16 protein-coding genes are annotated in these 21,721 nt (G+C 33.0%); 2 read left to right on the top strand and 14 right to left on the bottom strand.

Annotated features, from left to right (window positions below; genetic code table 11):
• Positions 1-8 precede the first annotated feature (8 nt).
• Both Q0828_RS06765 and Q0828_RS06760 read right to left on the bottom strand, forming a co-directional pair.
• Positions 9-344 carry a hypothetical protein gene (locus Q0828_RS06765; RefSeq protein WP_298418821.1) on the bottom strand — a complete coding sequence of 112 codons (336 nt, stop codon included), beginning with the start codon at positions 342-344 and terminating at the stop codon, positions 9-11.
• Positions 341-4,378, bottom strand: coding sequence for a hypothetical protein (locus Q0828_RS06760; RefSeq protein WP_298418818.1), 4,038 nt, complete (start codon positions 4,376-4,378; stop codon positions 341-343). Before Q0828_RS06760 ends, Q0828_RS06765 begins: the two co-directional genes overlap by 4 nt.
• A 737-nt stretch (positions 4,379-5,115) precedes the next feature.
• Between Q0828_RS06760 and Q0828_RS06755 the strand changes: the two genes are divergently transcribed.
• Together Q0828_RS06755 and Q0828_RS06750 are read left to right on the top strand one after the other, a co-directional pair.
• Positions 5,116-5,583, top strand: coding sequence for a hypothetical protein (locus tag Q0828_RS06755; protein ID WP_298418815.1), 468 nt, complete (start codon positions 5,116-5,118; stop codon positions 5,581-5,583).
• A gap of 521 nt (positions 5,584-6,104) precedes the next feature.
• Positions 6,105-8,606 (top strand): tetratricopeptide repeat protein, encoded by a 2,502-nt coding sequence (locus Q0828_RS06750; RefSeq protein ID WP_298418812.1) that lies wholly within the window; start codon positions 6,105-6,107, stop codon positions 8,604-8,606.
• Here Q0828_RS06750 and Q0828_RS06745 read toward each other — a convergent pair.
• From Q0828_RS06745 to Q0828_RS06690, 12 genes are all read right to left on the bottom strand, one after another.
• Complete coding sequence (locus Q0828_RS06745) at positions 8,603-9,115, bottom strand: hypothetical protein (protein ID WP_298418809.1); 513 nt, start codon at positions 9,113-9,115, stop codon at positions 8,603-8,605. The genes Q0828_RS06750 and Q0828_RS06745 overlap by 4 nt on opposite strands.
• 95 nt (positions 9,116-9,210) lie before the next feature.
• A complete protein-coding gene (locus Q0828_RS06740) occupies positions 9,211-9,744 on the bottom strand; it encodes a LacI family DNA-binding transcriptional regulator (protein WP_298418806.1) in 534 nt (177 codons plus the stop codon).
• Positions 9,741-10,409 (bottom strand): bifunctional 4-hydroxy-2-oxoglutarate aldolase/2-dehydro-3-deoxy-phosphogluconate aldolase, encoded by a 669-nt coding sequence (locus Q0828_RS06735; RefSeq protein WP_298418803.1) that lies wholly within the window; start codon positions 10,407-10,409, stop codon positions 9,741-9,743. The genes Q0828_RS06740 and Q0828_RS06735 overlap by 4 nt, the downstream gene beginning before the upstream one ends.
• A 3-nt stretch (positions 10,410-10,412) precedes the next feature.
• Positions 10,413-11,435 carry a sugar kinase gene (locus Q0828_RS06730; protein WP_298418800.1) on the bottom strand — a complete coding sequence of 341 codons (1,023 nt, stop codon included), beginning with the start codon at positions 11,433-11,435 and terminating at the stop codon, positions 10,413-10,415.
• 45 nt (positions 11,436-11,480) lie between these two features.
• On the bottom strand, positions 11,481-12,245 hold the full coding sequence (locus Q0828_RS06725) for an SDR family NAD(P)-dependent oxidoreductase (protein WP_298418797.1): 765 nt from the start codon (positions 12,243-12,245) through the stop codon (positions 11,481-11,483).
• 44 nt (positions 12,246-12,289) lie between these two features.
• Positions 12,290-13,579 carry an MFS transporter gene (locus Q0828_RS06720; protein ID WP_298418794.1) on the bottom strand — a complete coding sequence of 430 codons (1,290 nt, stop codon included), beginning with the start codon at positions 13,577-13,579 and terminating at the stop codon, positions 12,290-12,292.
• A 195-nt stretch (positions 13,580-13,774) separates the two neighbouring features.
• Positions 13,775-14,476, bottom strand: coding sequence for a FadR/GntR family transcriptional regulator (locus Q0828_RS06715; RefSeq protein ID WP_298418790.1), 702 nt, complete (start codon positions 14,474-14,476; stop codon positions 13,775-13,777).
• A gap of 166 nt (positions 14,477-14,642) precedes the next feature.
• Positions 14,643-15,515, bottom strand: a complete 873-nt coding sequence (locus Q0828_RS06710; protein WP_298418787.1) for a polysaccharide lyase family 7 protein — start codon at positions 15,513-15,515, stop codon at positions 14,643-14,645.
• 42 nt (positions 15,516-15,557) lie between these two features.
• Positions 15,558-16,562 carry a PKD domain-containing protein gene (locus tag Q0828_RS06705; protein WP_298418784.1) on the bottom strand — a complete coding sequence of 335 codons (1,005 nt, stop codon included), beginning with the start codon at positions 16,560-16,562 and terminating at the stop codon, positions 15,558-15,560.
• Between the two features lie 16 nt (positions 16,563-16,578).
• Positions 16,579-18,006: a RagB/SusD family nutrient uptake outer membrane protein gene (locus Q0828_RS06700; protein ID WP_298418781.1), complete on the bottom strand. Its 1,428-nt coding sequence runs from the start codon at positions 18,004-18,006 to the stop codon at positions 16,579-16,581.
• Positions 18,007-18,035: 29 nt separating this feature from the next.
• The gene (locus Q0828_RS06695; RefSeq protein WP_298418778.1) at positions 18,036-21,113 is read right to left on the bottom strand and encodes a TonB-dependent receptor; all 3,078 of its coding nucleotides are present in this window, start codon (positions 21,111-21,113) and stop codon (positions 18,036-18,038) included.
• A 250-nt stretch (positions 21,114-21,363) separates the two neighbouring features.
• The gene (locus tag Q0828_RS06690; RefSeq protein WP_298418776.1) at positions 21,364-21,711 is read right to left on the bottom strand and encodes a cupin domain-containing protein; all 348 of its coding nucleotides are present in this window, start codon (positions 21,709-21,711) and stop codon (positions 21,364-21,366) included.
• Between the last annotated feature and the right edge of the window lie 10 nt (positions 21,712-21,721).

The raw sequence follows: 21,721 nt of genomic DNA, 5'->3' as shown, positions 1-21,721 counted from the left end.
TTGCTTTTTTATATTAATGTATTATTAGGATACAGTTCTACATATTTCTGATATTGCATCATTTTTTGTAATATCAATTCCGTAGTAATTGTTAGATCTATGTAATACCCTTTATCTATTGTCCAAATACGTGTATTGACAATTGGAAAATTACACACCATTACTACATCCCAATCTTTTCCCTTGAGTTGATTCCAACTGTCCATAGAAGTTTTTGCTCTACTTCCATGTAAATATATGGCGTGTACAGGTGTAATTCTTTCTACTTGTGATTTCAACTCACTCAGAATGTATGGCAACACTTTTTCGTGCTGCCATATCATATCTAGTTTCACTTGACTCATATCAAGAATCTTCCAATAGGTAATAAAGTATTGGCTTCTTCACTTACAAGTGGCGTATTGAGTTTGTCTTCAATACGTTGCGTATAGTGCGTTGGCTCTTTTACAATAATACCTTCCGAACTAATCTCCATGATTAATACATCACTTATTGGGTTTACATTAGCTCCGCTGCTAGTTGACTTTTGAAAAGTAAACGTTTCTATTTTGTTCGCATCTACTGTAAATTGAAGTCCAAGTGGATTTCCTGCTTTATCAAATACTTGTTTAGCATATATTCCAGAAATTAAAGAAACTTGATCTGCAAGTTTCTGATAGATAATTCCTGCACTATTTTCAGGACTCCAAGCTGCATTTCTTTGTATAGAAATTTCTTGCCCCATACATCTAAATACTAATGGAAATGCACTTTCTTCATCAAACTCTGCAATGGTTTTATAATTTGAACCAGAATTGTTATGAAATGTAAATTGAATCTTCCTTTTTAAAGTAGCTGTATCATTCTCAATTTGTAAGTCATTAAAAACCGTAGAATCATTTAAAATTTGTGTACTACATTCTGTTTGATCGGATTCAATAAAGTCTTCAATGTCATCACAATTACACGGTAAAGCCTTTTCTACTTTTAACCCTAAGCTATCAGCCTGTAAAATGGTTAAAGAAGTCGGTACTTTTGTTTTCCATGCTTTTCCTTCTTTTGTTCCTAGAGGTTTATCAAGTTCATCTATGATAGAAACATACAACGGATCATTTAATATCGGTAATTCTCCACCATTCCAAATGCTTCCTGTTGCCATATAATGCAATACTGCTTTTTCAAATCCAGGGCGTACCGTAAGTACAACTCTTGCTAAACCAGCCTGCATAAAACTTCTAAATAATGGATCATTATTTTCGTATGTATATAAATCATTCCACTCTTTACGATTTGCCCAATAAAACGGATAGAAATGATACGACATGATTTCCCATTCAAAAGCCTGTTCCATAAACTTTGCAAATGAAGCATAATCATCCATCGATTTAGCAACTGTTACCTCATGGTTTTCCATTGCATCACCTGTGTAGAATTGTTTTCCATAGGTATTTTTAGCCGAAGGCGTTTGATCCATTAAATATGACAAACAGTTTTTACGTAATACAGTTTGTTCAATCTGACGATAGAACCCAGGATTGGATGCTTTTAACTCGTCTGCTTTTTCTTGTTCTTGTCCTTTTTGTGCTAAGTATTCAGCCAATTTATCTTCATACGCAGTTAAAATAGCATTGAATGTTTCTAATTGCCATGCTTCTTTAGCGCTCTCTTTTAAATGACATGTAGCTGTTACATTTAAGCTTAATGCATCTACATCTCTTGTGCGAATTGCAATTGGAAGGTTTTCTTCGATCTTTTTACTGCTAAATGAAAACGTATGGTTATAATCTGTTTGTTCTGTACCTACATAATCCGAATCATCACCAACAGCAATGGTAGCGTTTGTTGCATTTGCATAGTCTCCATGTCTAAATAAACTTCCTTTAACTACAGCAGATGTACAGTAATAATTCTCTGGGATTTCTAATTGTTCTGCAATGGAATTGTCAATAGCATCATGCCCTGAACCATCTTTGAAAGCGTTTACAGCTTTGGCAACATAGATGGTGTTTGATGGCATTGCTGGAACTTCTGCATTGTATTTAGCAGCTAATTTTCTATAATTACTTTCATTAATCATAGAAGCATCAGTAATTTTGCCAACACCATATCCATCTCCGGGAATATCTATTGTTCTTGGGTCAATTGGTTCTTCCAATAGCATTGTATCGTTGGTATCTTCAGATGATGTCATTGCCAAACGATGTAATTTGGAAGGCTGCGGAATGGCAAATTCATACATTAAGCGTCTTCCGTAATTGTAGATTTGGTTTTTATACACTTTGTCTACCCAACGATATACACCGACTACATGTTTATCGCCTTTACGATTGTCAAAACCATGTTTATTGTTTTCTTCGTATTCTTCAATGATTTTAGTAATACGTTCTTCTTTGACACGTTGTACCACACGATCCATCGCTCTTTCAGTAATTTCCTGAGCTTCGGTCATCGCCTGATTGGTGCTATCTTCACTTGAACTATGTGTAGCATAATTTGCTCCGGTTCCTAGATTAAAGGTTGCTCCAGTTCCACTTTTCCATCCAGCTGAAAAAGAAGTGCTTGCAGAAAAATCTTTAGCTTCCGAAAGTACTTGCGATACTTCATTCTGCATTTCATGACGATTGGTCGTTGTGGTATCTGTGAGTTGCTCTTTTTCTGTTTCAGAAGTAGAAGAAGTTGTATTTTCATTGATACGTAATCTTCGTGTTGACTTTTCTTTGTATTCACGTGCCATCACATTTTCTATATGCGATGCTTCGCCCTCTTGATAACAATGTACACTTTGTTCTACCTTTCTATAGTCAGCAATTCCCAATTGACGCATTCCATATCCTTTAGGTACAAAATTTTCGTCTGCTGTTCCAATAGGTGCCGGATTTGTTACACCATCACTTATACCTTTTCCACAGGTGTTTGGGCGTAATACACCATTAAATGAAACGGAAGTTCCGTCTAAAAAAGTAACCGTGCTTTCTAAGCGTAAACTTCCTGTCGAAGCCGTTACAATTGGAGTAGTTAATCCTGTTGAAAGTCCAATTTTTATCATATTTGAACCAGAAGTCATAATGATAAAATCGTTGTTTTCTGCTACTAGCGATCCGTCTGGTTTACTAATTTTAGTAACTGCACTACTTACTGGAGCAATACTATCAGCTGCACTAGCAATATCAGCAAAGAATCTCCAGTACTGATCTCCTGTTTTTGGATTTGGTCGTGTTTGCGAACAAAAAGCGGCTTGATATGTGCTTCCAATATCTTGTGTGATTGTTTTTGAAATTGGAAGAATAGTACCGTTTACACTTACTGATTTTTTATAAAAAGAAGTGTTTTGATACAATTCTATGTTTAATCGATCTTCTTCTTTTTCTAGTAATTCTTTAATCTCAGCGTATGTTTTTATCTTCTCAATAGGCTTTAATTTATTTATCGTTTCATACGTCTGCGAAGACATTTCTGCTAAGGCTTCTTTGGCATCAATCTCATCTTTAAAAGAGAAAATGAATGCTGGAAGTTGCGGATATTTTACAGGAACAGGTTGATCACAAGGGTCAACATTATTAGCATCATAAGGTTTATCACCTCTAGTATCACACCAAGATGTATTTGCAGCTTGAACATCAACATCATATTGATCAATTAATCCTTTAACATTTGAATCGTGAGTTTTTCGAGCAGCAGTATGTGCGCTATCATAGCTTGTTTGATAAGCCGTATGTAGTTCATCTATTTCTTCTTTTACTGTTTGTAATTCTCGTAATTCAATAATTGCAATACTTGCTTTTAAATCATTATTAAGTGGAAACGTTTGATAGCTTTCTTTTACATTTTTAGCGGCTGCATCTGCAATTACATCTGAGGTGTCAAATAATTCACTCGGAAGTAATACTGTTGCATAGATGAGTGTTTTTTCTAATGTCGCAATTTCTTCTGGACTTAATTCTTCTCCTTTTGGATAATTTGCAAGTACATGATTGGCTTTGAGCATGTGAATCGCTGTTTCTTTAGCATAAAAATCTTTTTCGGTAATGATTTGATAAAAAAGATTATCCCAAAGTATTGTGTCATCTGTTAATGGATTTAAGCCTTCTATTTTTGATATGAGTTCTTCAGACTTATATGCAACACGATTTTTAACCAGCCACTCTGAAAACTCAAATAGTTTAGAATCTACAGCTTTTAACTCTTCTTTAGATAATGCTTTAAAATCTTTGGCTGCATTTATAAGTGCCTGCCATTTGGATGTGTTCTCATCCCTTCCTTCAACAGCTGCGTAAAACACACTTTTAGTTGCATTTTCAGAAGGGGAAATAAATCTTTTTTCTTGTCCGTTTTCTTCGCTTATATCTGGATTTCTCAGACTAATAAAACGAAATAATGTTTGTGCAATCGGTTCTTTCATAAATAAAATATTAAATTAAAATGTTTTTAAAAATTGGACATGCCTGTCCTGTTTCCGAATAATTCATGATTATTCAGATTGAATTTTTTGGTATGATTTTTAGGTTTGGTGTGGGAAGTAATTGATATAAAGCTATCAAATGCTTTTTTAAAACCCTAGAACAAATGTATAAGCGTTGAATTTTTTGTATAAGCGTTAGGTTTTATCTAAAATTTAAGCTAATCTTTAGATTTATTTAACACTTGAGAGGTTGCATTACAGTTCAATTTTTAAAAAACTAGCATAAGGGATTCTTGCCAATTACGATACAATTTTATAGCACAAAAAAAGTACTTTTTACATTGATTTCATTATCTTTTCTATGATACTTCCTGTAGTTGCAGCATTGTTTTTTAACGCTTTTTTTGTAAAAACAGTATTTTCTCTTTAGTTTCAAAATATACATTCAGTTAGTAGCGATATCTTTAATTTCATCGTTATTGATATCAATAAAGTCTCTACATACTTTTAATCTAATGGCCTTTGGGCCGTGCGGGTTCAAGTCCCGCCTCGAGTACAAAAGCCCTTCTTAATCTTTTTGATTTTGAAGGTTTTTTTATGGAGTAAACTCAACGTTTGATATTTTTTAGAATTATTAAAACTTTCATTTCACTTACTTTTCTTACTTTTATGTTTTTGCGTAGTTAATATAGCTATGAAAATTATAACAGTTTTATATAGCTACAATTATATTATATATGAGTTCTAACATTAGTATTTTTCAATATATAATAGATAAGGAAATTTCAATTTCTCATGAAATTTCCAACATAAATTCAGGAGCAAGTGTTCATATACGAATAGAAAAACTTTTTTTGAATTCTCCTGACTTTGGTAGGCTGAACAAGAAAATAAAAAAGAAAAGCAAACAAATTTTTCTTTGTGAAAATCAAATGCAACGTTCCGTTTTAATTAAAGAACTAGGAAGTCTAAAATGCGTAGAAAAAGATATGAAAATTCAAGTTTTAACAATGCTGAACTTGTTTGCAAGTTTGAAAGGCAATTTTTCAAGTAAGCGTTTAAGCAAAGCATTAAAATTATTTGATAAAGGAAAATATCATGAAGCAAATAAAGTGCTAGATGCTTTAAAGTTAGCTAATGAACAATTTAGTTTACTATTGAAAGTAAACTTGATATCATATAATTTAGAAAGGGCTAAGGGCTAATCATGCTAACAAGTAAACGTGAAATAAGGGAAGCTAATAACACAAATGTTCACATATTTGAAGCAATCAATAATAAGCAACTATTCAACATTATAAAAAATATTGATTCAGATGGTGATCTGAATATAAATATCCTTCAATTTATTAAGAATACAGGCTACTATACAGAATTAGAAAGTAAGCTAACATCCTTAGAAAATCTTTTAAAATCTGAAAAAAAGAATAAGCAAAAAAAAGTACTACGAAAAGAGATAGAATGTATTCATGAAGAAATAAAGTCTTATAAAATCAATGTTTTAAATACAGGATCACTTTTATTAAATATTGAAGGTTCTGAAGTAATTGATCTTATTAAAAATGCATTTTTTAATAATGAAATTCACGAAGCTATTTCACTTATCAATAAAAAAGTCAGCGTAAAAACTAAAAAAGAATTGCAGAAAGAATTATCAAAATCACATGATTTATTGGTTAATAATGCAAAAGAATATTTAATAAAAGCACAATTGATGTCTATAAATATGGACATTAAAAATCCAAATAAAAGACTATTAAAGTCTCTTAAACTATTAGATCAAGGAATTTTATCAGTTTATAATTCAGGAAACCAAAACCTTAAGTTTCAGTCTGAATATATGTTTTATTATGCTCTTTTTTTACAGAATCACAGGTTTTATAAAAAGGCTAGTAAGTATTATTATAAAGCATTAACTATTTATTTGAAGTTAGTAGACAATACCAATGACTATCAAGAAATGTTATCTAGTATGTATACTAATATTGCCATTGTACAGGCAAATCTTTATGATTATGATCAATCTCTAATATCTTATACTGAAGCATTAAAAATAGATAAAGAACTCTTATTAAAGAACCCTGAAGAATTAATTTATTTTGAAAACTTAGGGACTTCGCTGCAAAATATTTCAATTGCATATAATGATATAGGCAAGGAGTATGAATCTGAATTGCTTTTAAACAAGTCGTTCAATTATATGGAAAAACTAAGTAAGGATTTTCCAGAGAAGTATTCTTCATCTTTGGCTGATGCCTATTACAATAGAGGTGTTTTTTTAAACAATAAAGGAGATTTGAAAAAGGCGTATGCAGATTTCAAGAAGGCCGAAGAATTATATGACTATAACTATAAAAAATTGCCTAAAGAGAATTTAGCAGAGATTTCAGATGTATATGAAAGTTTAGCTTCATTGTATAGAATAACTGATAATTTTGAAGATGCGATTAATAATTTTTACAAAGCAAAAAAAATTGTTGATATACTATATCGTGAAAGCCCAACAGAAAATATAATTAGGACACTTATTTTATACCAGAACTTCGGTAACCTTATGAATGATGTGTACTCTTATGAAAAAGCAGAATACTTTTTTTCAGAATGTATCAAAATTATTCAGAACCCAATCATTAAAAATAAAAAACACTTTCTGATCCATAAAGCAGAACTATATAATGATATCGGTACTTTTAAAAAAATGCATAACGAAATTGAAGTGTCTAAAAAATATTACATAAAGGCATTAAAAGTGTTGAGTAAGTTTGAAAAAAAATATACTGGTAATTCGTTTGAGCTTGAATATAAAATAAGAAACAATTTGGCAATTTTATATACAGATAATTATTTATATAGAAAAAGCAAAAAACAATATTTGAAGAGCTTAGATATCTTCGAGAATTTTTTGAATCTTGGAAATAAGAAGGCAAGAGATTATGGTATGATTTTGAATAATTTAGGTGTTTGTTTGGTTGAATTGGAAATTTATGAAAAAGCAGAAAAACACCTTGCAAAAGCCTATAAAATACGCACTAAATTAGTCACTCAAAATCCTGAAGCAAACAACCATGATTTATTAACTACATTAATAAATTTAGCACGCTTATATGGTGATCAATTATTAGTGGAAAAAGCGAATTCTTTTTACAAAAGATCTATAAAGTTAGCTCGTAAACTAAATAATGTAAATGATGCTAAATATAAAGACACATTGTATAATGCATTATATAATTATGGTATTTTTTTAAAAGATTCCAATCAAGTAAATCAGGCAGAATTAATGTTAACGGAATCATTATCAATAGCAAATCAGTTGGCTAGAGCTAATCCACAAGCTTTTAAGGCAAATGTTGGTTTCTCAATGATGTATTTAGGAAGGTTTTATGAGTCAATTAATAAGTATTTTAAAGCTGAAAAATTTTATATAAAGTCAATTGAAGTTTTTGAAAATATACAAAAGAATCAACCTTTAGTACATGTAATTCCAATGATAGGCGCATATTTAGATTATGCAGCATTTTTGAATCATCTAGGTAAGCACGAAAAAACACTAACATTGTTTAGATCTGCTTTAAAAACGATCAAATCTATTTCTTTTGATTTGCCTAGCAATTATGAAAGATACTCAGCACTAATTTTTCATAATATAGGAGAGTTATATCAAACACTTTCAAAACCCAAGAAGGCAGAGGAATATTATTTAAAAGCTATGAAGTTAAGAAGAGGAATAGCTGAGAATTTTCTTGAACTTTCAGAGACGTATAATAGTTTAGGGGTTTTGTATAGCGATATTGATAAATATGATTTGGCAAAAAAATATCTAAAAAAAGCTAGAAATATTAGAGAAAATCGAGTAAAGAAAAACAAGATGCATCTTGGGGTCTTGGCAGATACATTATGTAATATTTCTGTGCTGTATGAAAACACAAATAAGAAAGCAAAGGCATTATCTAATTACCAAAAAACACTTGAGATTTACACGAGTTTAGCGGTTGATGATCCTTATCAATACAATGTTTATATTGCCGGAGTGTACGTTAACTTGTCATTATACTACCAATGGACAAAACCAAATAAGAAAAAATCATTGGAGCATCTTAAAAAAGGAATACTATTTTTAAAAAAATCAACAAAAAATACTATAGTTATAGAAATTTATGAACTTATAGATGCTGTTCTTGTAAATTGGGAATTAGACCCCAAAAAATATTTAGAACCTTTTAAATATTAAGAACCACCAATATTTATATTTGTGTTTTCTCCAGTGTCAATTTTTTTAATATCGATAGAACTACTTCCTTTAATTTTTATTGAAGTATTTTTTTTACTAATAATATCACTTATTCGAACATCATCATCGATTGTATTCTCCGAATTAACTTTGTAGTTTATCTTTTTTAATAAAGTTGCTAATTCGTTATTCGTAATGAGTTTTGAATTTATAATTTCTTCAGCATGATCTTCAATGTATTTTGTGAACATATAATACTCACTATTCGTAAACCATTCGATGACTCTATTCATGGTATCATATGAAATATTAGGAGCGTCAGAAAAATTAAATAGCTCAAAAAAATGATTTTTAGAAACTTTTCTATAATTTTCTTGAGTTAAGTTTTCAAATTTTTGAAATGTATTTTCATGACTGATTGAAAAATCTGATTTATATATTTCTCTCAGTTGATTTGTTACATATAAAACTCCTAAAAACTCTTTTTCTCTATGTAAGTGAACTTTCATAGTTTTTTTAATAAATATAAAGAATAGTTAGTTGAGATGAAAAAGAAGCTGTAAATACCTATTCATAAGTTTGCTAACGAAGTGTTTTTTGAAAGCTAAAAAGAAATTTCCTTTAACAAGTCTGAAAATGCATCAATGCATTCGTGTTTTAGTTGTTTTTCATCAAACTGTTCTGAAATTTGAAAACACTGTACAGGAAGTTGATACTTTTTACGTGAAGTAAACTCCGTTACACAGTTTGTAGATAATATTATAGCGCCATCAACACTACCGTCATTAATGCTTTTGAGGCATTCTTGTTCGCGTTTTTGTGCTGAGAATGATTGAAATAATACAATACGATACCCATATTTTGATGCTACTTTTTCAATATTGTGTAAAAAACAACTATAAAACGCAGTATTTATTTGCGGAATAATAATCGCAATGGCTTTCGTTTGTTTTTTGCGTAGTGCAACAGCATAATTATTGGGTACATAATTATGTTTAGACGCGATTTTCTGAATCGTTTTTCGAGTTGTAGGACTAATGTCGAATTTATTATTTAACGCCTTAGAAACCGTCGAAATTGAAAAACCTGATAATTGCGATAATTCTTTTAATGTAATTGCTGATTGCGAAAGATTCATACACGTACTTCTTTTATAATGTGAATCGCTTCTTTGGTGAGTGTTTCAATTTTTGCTAAATCAAAATCTCCATTTTCTTTTTTCTGAATCAATTTTGAACCCATTCCTACACAAGTTACACCAGCAGCAAACCATTTTTCTAAATTTTCACGAGTAGGAGAGACGCCACCAGTTGGCATAATGCTAGTCCAAGGTTGCGGCGCTTTGATTGCTTTTACAAATTCTGGTCCGTACACACTTCCTGGAAAGAGCTTTACGATTTCGCAACCCAGTTCTTCTGCTTTCGCGATTTCTGTTAACGAACCACAACCTGGAGACCATAATACTTTGCGTCGGTTACAAACCATAGCAATGTCTTCCCGTAATACAGGAGTTACGATAAAATTTGCACCAAGCGACATGTATAAAGAAGCCGAAGCTGCATCTGTAACAGATCCGACACCTAGTACCATGCCTGGCAATTCTGCCACAGCATATTTGTTTAAATCTCCAAAGATTTCCTGTGCAAAATCGCCACGAGCTGTAAATTCTAATAAGCGTGCGCCGCCGTCATAACAAGCTTTCAAAACTTGTTTTGCAGTTTCTATATCATGATGATAAAATAAAGGAACTAAACCTGTATTTTTCATCGTTTGTGCGACTTCTATGCGTGTAAATGTTGCCATGTATTATCTGGATACTTTTCCGTTATTTTTTCCTTCTAAAAAGTTGTTAATGTCTGCTGGGGAAACCAAATTGTAATCACCGTAAATGGTATGTTTTAAACAACAAGAAGCTACTGCAATGTTGATGGCTTTTTGTTTATCAGTTTCATGTGCTAACAACCCATAAATTAATCCGCCCATAAAAGCATCACCACTTCCAACTCTGTCTACAACCGGTGTTACTTCTTGAATGTCAGCATCGTAAATATTTTTCTTGTCATATAATATTCCTCCAATTCGTTGATGCGAAGCACTTACAGAATATCGAAGTGTTGTTGCCATCGTTTGTAAATTTGGACACAACTCAAACACTTTGTCATAAAGTTTTGGAAGTGATTTTACATCTTGATAATTGGGATTAACTTTGTTTTGTCCCAACATAAAATATGCTGTATCAATATCACCTAAAATGATGTTGCTATATTGAAGCATTTCTGGCATAATTTCATGCGGTTCTTTTCCGTATTTCCAAAGTTTTGAACGATAGTTTAAGTCTGATGAAATTGTTATTCCGAGTTCGTGCGCAGCTTTGATGGCTTCTAAACATTCATCTGCGGCGCCTTGTGAAATGGCAGGCGTAATTCCACTCCAGTGAAACCAGGAAGCATCTTTTAGAATTTCTTTCCAATTAAATGTTCCTTTGGTTATGTTTGCCATAGCGCTGTTAGCTCTGTCATATACAACATTGCTAGATCGTGTGCCAGCCCCAGTTTCTAAAAAGTAGATTCCGAGTCGGTCTTTGCTATACAAAATATTATTTGTGCCTACATTTCGCTTTCGCATTTCCATTAAAGCACACTCACCAATTTCATTATTTGGTAATTGCGTTACAAATTCGCTTGGAATACCAAGGCTAGCTAATGAAACGGCTACGTTAAATTCACCACCTCCATACATTGCATTGAACGATTTTGATTGCGAAAACCGTAAAAAGCGTTCTGTAGATAGTCGCAACATAATTTCACCAAACGTAACTACTTTTTTCATTTATTATATTGTTTGCACTAAAGCGCTTAATTTGTATTGTACTTATTAGATTCCTAATGCTTGTCCACCACCAATTTGAATAGTTTCCGCAGTTATAAATGCTGCATCGGCACCTGCAAGGAATGATATTACAGAAGCAACATCTTCTGGCTGCCCAAGTCTACCTAATAATATATTGTTTGCCCAAGATGCAAAAACTTCTGGTTTTGTTGACTTTATTTGGGCATGAAATGGTGTGTCAATTGTACCTGGAGATACTGCATTTACACGAATACCATATTCTGCTAAATCTTTTGCTAAAGCTCTTGTGATAGAATGTACACCTGCTTTTGAGGTTCCGTAAATTCCTGCACCTGGTCCACCAGCGGTCCAACCTGCATTGGATGTAAAGTTAATGATAGTTGGATGTTCTCCTTTTTTCAAGAAAGGAATTGCTGCTCTGGAAGCGTAAAATACTGAATCTAAGTTTAATGCCATTACAAAACGATAGAATTCAGTAGTCATTTCTTCAAATCGAGATCTTCCACCTAGTCCACCAGCATTGTTTACTAGCACATCTATTTTTCCGTATTTTTCACCAATTTTAGTAATGTTTTCTGTTACTAATTCTTCTTTAGTAACATCAAAACCATAGTATTCAGCTGTGATTCCTTCGTCTGCTAATTCTTGTACTCTTTCTGCTCCGCGTGCATCATCTATTCCATTTAAAATGACCGTATAACCATCATTTCCTAATCTTTTTGCTACTTCGAAACCAATACCGCCAGTAGCTCCTGTAATAATTGCTACTTTTCCATTTAATTTACTCATAGTTTTATTTTTATTATTCTAAATTTTTTATTGAATATTTAATTTTATGATTCTATTGTTTTTCTAACAGGACCAATGTTTTTTATTAATACAAATACTGCGATTACTCCTAATACTACTGAAACACATATGGCAATAAACGCTGGAACGTATGATCCGCCAGCAGTTATTTTACCAATAAACCAGTTCATAATCATTGGAGATACGGCTGCTACCGTACCTGCTAATCCTGCTAATGTACCTACAGAAGGCCCTCTGAATAAATCACTTGATATGGTTTGAATGTTTCCAATGGAGAACTGAAATCCGAATAAGGCAAGTCCTGCAAAGTATATGAAGGTCATAAAGTTGTCTTCTTTCACAAGTGTAATAATACATACGAAAGCGATTAAGACTAGTAAACCTCCTAAAGCAATGGTTGCTTTTCTTGAAATGTCAACTGAATATTTTTTTATGAGTTCTCGCACAAACATTCCTCCTAAGATGCTTCCTGTGGCTGCCATTAAATACGATATCCACATTGTTCCTGCTATTTCTTCTATGCTAAGTCCAAATTTGTCATTTAGATATATTGGCATCCATCCTGCAAAGAACCACCAAATAGGTTCTATGAAGAATCGACATACTAATACTCCCCATGATTCTTTGTAACTTAGTATTTTGCCAAGTGGTAAACTTTTTGCTTTTATAGTTGTGTTTTCGTCTACTTTATCAATTCTACTGGAAAGAATTAAGTTTCTTTCTTTTTCAGTAACCCACGGATGTTTTTCTGGTGTTGATTTGTTTAAGAATAACCATGGAATTACCCAAAGTATTCCAACAGCACCTAAAATGATGTACGTAGTTTGCCATCCAAATCGTGAATACAAGAATACAATAACAAAAGGAGCAATTACATTTCCTATAGATGCCCCTGCATTAAAGATTCCTTGTGCAATGGCACGCTCCTTTACTGGAAACCATTCTCCATTACTTTTTACAGCACCAGGCCAGTTTCCAGCTTCTCCTAAACCGAGTAACCCTCTAAATATTGATAGTGTAATTAAACCTCTTGCAAATGCATGAAATGCAGAAGCTACAGACCATACAATGATAGAAACTGTAAAGCCTAAGCGCGTTCCTATGGTATCATATAATTTGCCAGAAGCAAATTTACCAATGGCGTAACATGCTAAAAATACATTTAACATTGTGGCATAGTCTGATTTGTCCATGCCTAAATCTTCACCCATTTGTGGCCAAAGTAAGGCAAAAGCAGTTCTGTCAATATAGTTTATTACTGTGGCTATAAAGATCAACCCTATAATCCACCAGCGTAATCCTTTTATTTTCATATTGTATGTATGAGATATACCAATCCTTGCATGACAAGCATTGTATTTGATTGTTTGAGCAATGTAGCTCTGTTGTATTGTGTGTAATTTTATTGTGAAGAAATGTATGTTACGTTTCTATCTATAAAATTACTTCCCTCCATTATTTTTAAGTCAATTTTGAAGCCGTGCATTTTCAAAATTGAGTGTGCTTTTTTAAATATTATAACAGTATTGATATAGCATTTTAAAGTGTTCTTTCATTTTTTGTTTCGCTAGTTGCGGATTTTGCGTTTTGATAGCTTCATAGATTTCAGTGTGCTCTTGAATTCCTTTTTGAGCTTGATTTTCATCACAGACATGATATTTTTCAAAGTTTGTAATGATTTCTGGTGTAATGATTAACATGAATGTATTCATGGTACTGTTTCCACAAGCTTTTGCAATAGCTAAATGAAATAATAAATCTTCTTGAACAGCATCTTCACCATTTAAAACTTTTTCAGTATACGCATCTAGTGCTTCCTTCATTTTAAGTAAATCCTGTTCTGTTCTGCGTAAAGCAGCTAAACGTGCTGTTTTGAGTTCTAAAAGAATACGCGTTTCTACAAGTGATTTAAAATCAGGTTCTTCTAAACGAAGAATGTCTTCAATCATTCCATTCATCGCGGTAACGCCTATATTGGCAACAAAAGTTCCACTTTGAGGAATTGATTTTAACAATCCATAGAATTCAAGTTTTTGAATAGCTTCTCTAACATTACTACGTGTAACTTCAAATTTCTCAGATAGCATACGTTCTGATGGAAGTTTGTCGCCCGGCTCTAAATTCTTAATATTGATTAAATCACGTATTTTGGAGATAATCATTTTTTGAAGATCGAGTGTTTCTGTCTTTGTTACTGTATCTAATTTCATACCTTGAATTCTGTAATTGGTTAACCAGATTTGTATGTTTAAATTTATAAAATTAATAAGTAATATACGCTAACATATTAAAAAACTTTACTTGAATTTTACTGACCAAAAATTGACCAGTAAAACCCAACGAAAGCATATATTCAAATTAAACTAACTTTTGTTATTAATGCGTAACTTCTAAGTTGTAATAACGCACTTTTGCAAATGAATTATCATCACGTGACTGAAAGTAATTGCCTGCTTTGAAATAATTTTCAAAGACACCCCATTTTTTCATGTGAATGTTTTCATATGTTTTGAATTCGTTATTGTTTAGAACAATTGTCATTTTTCCTTCGCTTACGCGTACTTCAAGTCTAAATTTTTTGAAACCTACTTTTTCTTTGAATGTAAATCCTTCATCATCGCCCCAAGCATCTTCATGTAATATTTCTTCATTGGAAGCATTCAAATTTTTTAACACTTTTGTTTTTACACGTATTTTACCATCTTTCCAATATATTTTTAATATTGGTGGTGCGTTGTTATCTTTTTGACCGATAAGATCGCGTTGCGCATTGGTTAAACGACCGTGAATTTGCATAATGATGACTTTGTGATATTTTCCATTTTTATCACGGGAAATTTCATCAATGGCTAATTTACCTTTCATTTTTCCACCTTGTTTAAAGGTCCAATTGACATTGTTTTCACCCGGCTCCATTTGTTCCCTTAATTCTGATCGAGAATATTTGGTATTTGCCGTAGTAGCTTTACTTGGATATGCATAGAAAACTAAAGCGCCACGTACAGAATCGTTATACATATATGGCAATAAGTCTTTATTTGTTGCATAGTCCAGTATTTCTGGTGGTGACACTTCCTGCGGTTTTTTTCCATTGCCCGCAGGCGTTGTCACTTTCCAATGCGATAAATCAATTTTAGGTAATTTAAACTTTTTCTTTTTCCTCCTTTTTTTTCTTTTCTTTTGTTCTTTTGTCACAGTACTTGCTTTGTCACTGTCATTAGACTGTGCAAAACCAGTAAGGCTAAACATAAAAAATAGAATAAGGAATGTTCTAAAGATCATATGATATTATTAATTAATAGCTGTAATAGTTACTGAATCTGCTCTTATTTCTTCATCTCCACTAGTATACCCGTAACTACCAACGTTACTATCTCCTCCAATTCCTCTTATAAAGAGTGCTACACTATCATTTGCTCCTACATTAAATGTATATGTATGAGTAAAATAATCGTCGTTATCTGGATTTGCTATTGTTTCAATTAAAAGATTATTTGCGGCATCTTCTACTTGTGCAACAGTAGTATATCCATAACCTGAACTAGGAAACTCTGTAGCGGTTGCATAATAAGTAGGTTCATAACCAGTTACATAACCAGCTCCTGCTAAAATTCTTAATTCAAGTGTACTACCAGGGTAACTACCAGGTGTACTAGCTATTGTTTTATGCGATGTAACTATTGTTATTGTATAATCAGCATTTGGTGTTACAGCAAACTCTTGGTATACATGATCAGGCTCGTTATTGTCAAATTTGACAACATTGTCAGAACCTCCATTACCAGAACTTGATTCTCCTTGCTCACCGATATCATCGTTATCCCATCCAGAGCAAGAGCAATCACTAGAATTACCATTGTTTTTTTCTAGTTTATCAAAATCAGCATTTATTAAAATTGGATCAGGAACTGATGGAGCTTCTGGCTCTACTACTTCAATAACTTGCATTACTGAACTTATAACACCTAATGCATCTGAAGCTGTCAGAGTCACTGTGTATGATCCTTCTCCTGGATAGGTGTTTGCTCCATCTACTTCTGTAGAAGTGTTTCCATCTCCAAAATCCCAACTATATGTTGTAGCACTTGTAGATAAGTTAGCAAATGTATAGTTTTTCCATTCTTCGTCAGAACCTTGTCCTTGAGTAAATGAAAAGGCAGCTTCTGGTGGCGTTGCATCAGCAATTGAACCTTCTTCAGGAAGTTCAAATTTTTCTAATTCACTACAAGACTGGAATGTAAACGCCAATACAATTGCTGTGGTAAACCCAACTATTTTTTTGATTTGTTTTTTCATTGTCCTTTATATTTTATTAGTATCCTGGGTTTTGCGTTAAAACACCGTTACTTAGGTTAATTTCTCTTTGCGGAATTGGTAATAAAAGATCAGTTGCATTAAAGTTGTAGCCGTTAGCAGTTGAGAATGTAGATAACACAGTTTGTGCTTCGTTGAAACGGATTAAATCGAATAAACGGTGGTTTTCAAATGCTAATTCTACACGTCTTTCATCTAGTAATTCTTGTTTTGTAATATTTGTTACTGTTGTTGTAAGTCCTGCGCGGTTACGTACTAATTGAAATGAACTTAAAGCAGCAGGAACGGCAGTACTGTTTCCTCCAGCCATGATAGCTTCTACATGCATTAGTAGTACATCTGAATAGCGCAATACAATCCAGTCGTTTCCTGCGAGTCTTGGATCAGATACTACGAAATCGTCTCCAGCATGTGCATCAACTTCCCCGTTTGGAATGTATTTTCGTACTTGGTGTTGTGTTGGTTGAGAGATGTCTACACGGTATGAAACATCTAGTCCTCTATTTCCTCCAAGCATATCCAAAGCATCTTTTGCGTCGTTAGTTACATAGTTTACTCCACTTGTTCTTCCTACAGCATTTAACCATTCTGCAGAGAAATTTTGACTGTCAACTCCAGCTGGACTGTATCCTATTGCAAAGATTACTTCGTTGTTTAGTTCGTTGTAAAATACATCTTCAAAGTTTGGTTCTAATGTAAAACCACTTCCCATAACCGCTTCACATAATATTTGTGCATCTAAGTAGTTGGTACCTTGTGTTAGGTATACTTTTGCTAATAAAGCTTGCGCAGCAGCTTTTGAAGCTCTTGTTTTGTATGTATTGTCTAAGCCGTCAATAGCTGTTAGTAAATCTTCTACAATTAAGGCATACACTTCTGTTGTAGGAACTCTTGTAAAAGAAATATCTGTATCGTTGTTTCCAATAACTCTATCTACTAAAGGAATATCTCCATATAAACGTACTAAGTTGAAGTAAGCGTAGGCTCTTACAAATTTAGCTTCAGCTTCAAAACTGGCTCTATTTGAATCAGATGCTACTCCTAAGTTTTCTAAAACTACATTTGCTCTAAATATTACATTGTAAAAACTTCTGTAGTAATCGGCAACAATTCCGTTGTTTGGTACTATATCATAGCTTTCAAACTGTGCAGCTTCTCCTTCGGATGCTTTTGTTCTTGTATTATCACTACGCATTTCGGTAAGATAAAATTCAACTTGTAATGAGTGATAATCATTTGATGATGTTGAATTAATTCCTTGAATACCATCATACATATTAACTGTAGCAGTTTCAAGTTGCGCTTCTGTTGTATAGTAGATCTCAGCATTTACTAATGATTCTAATTCAGGTGATAAGAAATCTTTTTCACATGAAAACACAGTAACTAGCAATACTAACAATGCTACAATTTTTGTTTGTTTCATATTATTTTTCATTTTAGTTATGTGTTAGATTAAAATTCAACGTTTAAACCAAGTGTTATTGTTCTGTTTATAGGTGATCCTGCTCTTTGATATCCGTACGTAGTTGGTGATGTAGTGTTAATTGATTCTGGATTGAATCCTGTATAATCACTTGCCGTAAAATAGAGTAAGTTTTGCCCTGTAGCATATATTCTTGCTTTCGTTAAGAACATTTTTGATAATATACTGTCTGGTAAGCTATATCCAATGTTTACTGTACGTAACGCTACATAAGAAGCATCTTGAATGATGTCATTTGTAAAGATTTTTTCTTTGATGAATTCTTGATCAGGCGTTGATGAAATAAAATCTTGAGAACTGTTGAAATGGTTGAATAAGTATTGATCTCCCATGTTTCTAATTTCTGCTCCATGACTACCTTGGAACATGAAACTAAGATCAAAACTTCCAATTTTGAAATCGTTTGTAAGACTCCAAACTAAGTCTGGATATGGATCTCCTAAGATTGTTTTATCATCATCATCAATAACACCATCACCATTCAAATCTTTTACATATACATCTTGTGCTTCTCCACCAACTGGGTGATATGGATCTGCAATGTATTCTAAAGGAATATCACGATCTACAACCCAACCATAATAAGATGAAATAGGGTTTCCTACTAAGTTAATCCATTCAGCAGCTCTTTTGCTATCTACGTTTTGAATTTGTCCGTTAGAACCCGCAAAGTCAACCAATTCGTTTTTGTTACGAGAAGCTAACATTGTTGTAGACCATCTGAAGTTTTCTTTTGTAATGTTACGTGTACGTAATTCTATTTCGAAACCTTTGTTCTCAACTTCTCCAATATTTACCAATCCGCTATCAAATCCTGTAGTTACTGAAACTGGATTGTCAATTAGTAATTGATCACTAGTTCTTTTATAGTATTCAATAGAACCTGTAACTATGTTGTTAAATAACCCAAAATCAATTCCTGGGTTAATTTCTATTGAGCGCTCCCATTGCAAATTAGGATTTGCCAAGTTAATTGGGTTAAATCCATTAGAAAGCGTTCCGTCTATTACTGCAGTAGAAGATTGTAGTAATGATAAATATGGAAATTTGTCTACTAATACATTTCCTGTGTTAAAGAATGGGTTTCCTGTAACTCCATAACTTACTCTAAGTTTTAGGTTGCTTACAACTTCGCTTTCGCTTAAAAAATCTTCGTTAGAAGCTATCCAACCTACTGAAGCTGCTGGGAAATTACCATATTTATTGTTTTCTCCAAATGCAGAATATCCATCACGACGTATACTTAATGATACAAGATATTTATCGTCGTATGCATAGTTAATTCTTCCTAAGTATGATAATAAGCGCTCTGGAAATTTATACGAGCTTCCAACTACTGTTGTAGGATCGGCTCCTGTAATTGTTTGAACTAAATCTGACTCAAATCCACCTCCAGAAACACTTTCAAAAGTAGTGTCCCATTTTTCAGCAGAGAAACCTACAATAGCACTAATTTCATGCTTGTCAAATGTTTTGTTGTATGATAAAATATTATCAGTTACCATGTGAATTCTATTCTGCGTAGAAATAAGGAGGCTTGTTGCGGCAGATCCATTTCTGCTCGATAGTACACCTTGCCAACGATCTCTTCGTGTATTTTGAAAATCTCCAGAAAGTGTAGTTCTAAATGCTAAACCATCCAAAATTTTATAATTAGCATAAAAACTACCTGCAAGCTTGAATTTGTAATCATTACGATCACGCTCTAATACTTTTGCAGCAGGGTTTGTATTTGATGTGTTACTAATATCTGTTCCGCCAGATTCAACGGGTTGCATAGTATTTAAATCATAATCATCAAACATACGTTGTGTTGCATAATCTCCAATTTGAACATTTGCATAGCGTCCACCGTCTCTCAATCTGTTTACAAATTGAATGTTGTTTTCGTCTACATATAATGGTAACCAAGGTGCTTGACGTAAGATATCGTGTGTAGAACCATCAAAACGTCTTCTATTTGTATATGATGGTGTTAAATTAACTCCAAGTGTTAGTTTGTCAGTTACTTTTGAATCTAACTTTATTCGCATTGAATATCTTTTGTAGTCATCAGTTAACAATACACCTTCATCATGAATGTATCCTAAAGAAGCGCTAAATTTTGTCTTTTTGTTTCCACCTCGCATGTTAAATGAATGACTTGTGATAATTCCTCCATCAAAGATAACATCTTGCCAATCTCTGTCTGTTCCAATTAATTGTTTGTAACGTGTTCTATCAGAAAGTGTTCCTGTTGCGGCTAATTCTGCAGCAGCAGTTTCAGCAACTGTAAAGTAATAATCATCACTTTGTCTTGCTTCTTTGAATCCCATAAACGAATTGTATGAGAATTTTGTTTTTCCTTCTTTACCTTGTTTTGTTGTAATTAAAATAACACCATTGGCACCTCTTGATCCGTAGATAGAAGCAGAAGCAGCATCTTTTAATACTTCAAATGACTCAATGTCATTCATGTCAAATGAACCTAAGAAATCACTGTCAACAACCAATCCGTCTACCACAATTGCAGGGTCAGAGCTACCTGTGATAGAACCTGTACCACGAATACGGATAGTAGGAGCAGAACCAGCTTCTCCTTCGGTCGCTTGAATATTTACACCAGAAACCTGACCAACTAATGCTTCATCCACACGTGGAACAGCAATTTGATCAAGATCGTCATTTTTCACTTTAGAAATAGCGCCTGTTAAGTGACTTTTCTTTTGAGTACCATAACCAATAACAACAACTTCATCTAGTTGTGAAGCGTCTTCTACTAATGTAATGTTGAGTGTTTTTTGATTGTCAATAATCACGGTTTGCGTTACGAATCCTACATATGAAAACTGAAGGACATCACCTTTAGTGGCTTTAATTTCGTAGATACCATCAAAATTTGTGGTTGTTCCTTTTGATGTTTTTACATTAAGCACATTTACACCAGGCACAGGCTGATTGTCAGCTTTGGCAACAACAGTTCCTTTGATAGTAAAGGCTTCCTGTGCATACATTGAAACGCAGAAGAGTAGCATTGCAATGTAGGTTAGCTTAGTTTTTAAATTCATAATTAGTTTTTTTAATTAGTTAGTATTCAACTAATCACTTAAAGCCATGTTTTTACCGTTAATTTTTTTGTATTTTAGCGGCATACATGTTACAATAAGTAATTATGTATAATCTTACTTCCCTCCAAAGAAGTAATTTCCAAAAAGGATAGGCGTGCACCTGTCCTTTTTTTGTGGCTGGCTAATCTGGTTAACCAGATTGGTTTACCAAATATATATTAAATTTTTGTTAAATAAAAATTAATTTAGTTTATTCCATGAAGTCTTCACGAATAGGGCTAAAGACGTCAATTAGTATTCCTTCTTCCGTACATACTGCACCATGTAAAACATGTGGAGGTATGTATACTGTATCACCACCTTTTACAACTTTTGTTTCTTCTCCGATAGAAAATTCAAATGTTCCGCTTTCTACGTAGGTTACTTGACTATGGTAATGTTCGTGCTTGTATCCAATACCACCTTTGTCAAAATGAACTTTTACGAGCATAATTTTATCATCATAGCCCATAATTTTTCTTTTTACGCCTTCTCCAACAACTTCCCAATCGAGATCTTTGTCTAAAATGAATTCTTTACTTGCTCCAAATGTTTTCATAATTATTTCT

Source organism: uncultured Kordia sp. (assembly GCF_947496985.1).
In the GTDB taxonomy this organism is placed as follows: Bacteria; Bacteroidota; Bacteroidia; order Flavobacteriales; family Flavobacteriaceae; genus Kordia.
The sequence above is the reverse complement of the archived record's forward strand: the minus strand, read 5'-3'. Positions and strand labels throughout refer to the sequence as shown.

Bases quoted from the DNA above. Each gene is read 5' to 3' on its own strand.
- Q0828_RS06730 (WP_298418800.1), bottom strand. From the start codon at position 11,435: ATGAAAAAAGTAGTTACGTTTGGTGAAATTATGTTGCGACTATCTACA.
- Q0828_RS06755 (WP_298418815.1), top strand. From the start codon at position 5,116: ATGAGTTCTAACATTAGTATTTTTCAATATATAATAGATAAGGAAATT.
- Q0828_RS06700 (WP_298418781.1), bottom strand. From the start codon at position 18,006: ATGAAACAAACAAAAATTGTAGCATTGTTAGTATTGCTAGTTACTGTG.
- Q0828_RS06740 (WP_298418806.1), bottom strand. From the start codon at position 9,744: ATGAATCTTTCGCAATCAGCAATTACATTAAAAGAATTATCGCAATTA.
- Q0828_RS06710 (WP_298418787.1), bottom strand. From the start codon at position 15,515: ATGTTTAGCCTTACTGGTTTTGCACAGTCTAATGACAGTGACAAAGCA.
- Q0828_RS06705 (WP_298418784.1), bottom strand. From the start codon at position 16,562: ATGAAAAAACAAATCAAAAAAATAGTTGGGTTTACCACAGCAATTGTA.
- Q0828_RS06760 (WP_298418818.1), bottom strand. From the start codon at position 4,378: ATGAAAGAACCGATTGCACAAACATTATTTCGTTTTATTAGTCTGAGA.
- Q0828_RS06695 (WP_298418778.1), bottom strand. From the start codon at position 21,113: ATGAATTTAAAAACTAAGCTAACCTACATTGCAATGCTACTCTTCTGC.
- Q0828_RS06720 (WP_298418794.1), bottom strand. From the start codon at position 13,579: ATGAAAATAAAAGGATTACGCTGGTGGATTATAGGGTTGATCTTTATA.
- Q0828_RS06715 (WP_298418790.1), bottom strand. From the start codon at position 14,476: ATGAAATTAGATACAGTAACAAAGACAGAAACACTCGATCTTCAAAAA.
- Q0828_RS06745 (WP_298418809.1), bottom strand. From the start codon at position 9,115: ATGAAAGTTCACTTACATAGAGAAAAAGAGTTTTTAGGAGTTTTATAT.
- Q0828_RS06725 (WP_298418797.1), bottom strand. From the start codon at position 12,245: ATGAGTAAATTAAATGGAAAAGTAGCAATTATTACAGGAGCTACTGGC.
- Q0828_RS06690 (WP_298418776.1), bottom strand. From the start codon at position 21,711: ATGAAAACATTTGGAGCAAGTAAAGAATTCATTTTAGACAAAGATCTC.
- Q0828_RS06765 (WP_298418821.1), bottom strand. From the start codon at position 344: ATGAGTCAAGTGAAACTAGATATGATATGGCAGCACGAAAAAGTGTTG.
- Q0828_RS06750 (WP_298418812.1), top strand. From the start codon at position 6,105: ATGGACATTAAAAATCCAAATAAAAGACTATTAAAGTCTCTTAAACTA.
- Q0828_RS06735 (WP_298418803.1), bottom strand. From the start codon at position 10,409: ATGGCAACATTTACACGCATAGAAGTCGCACAAACGATGAAAAATACA.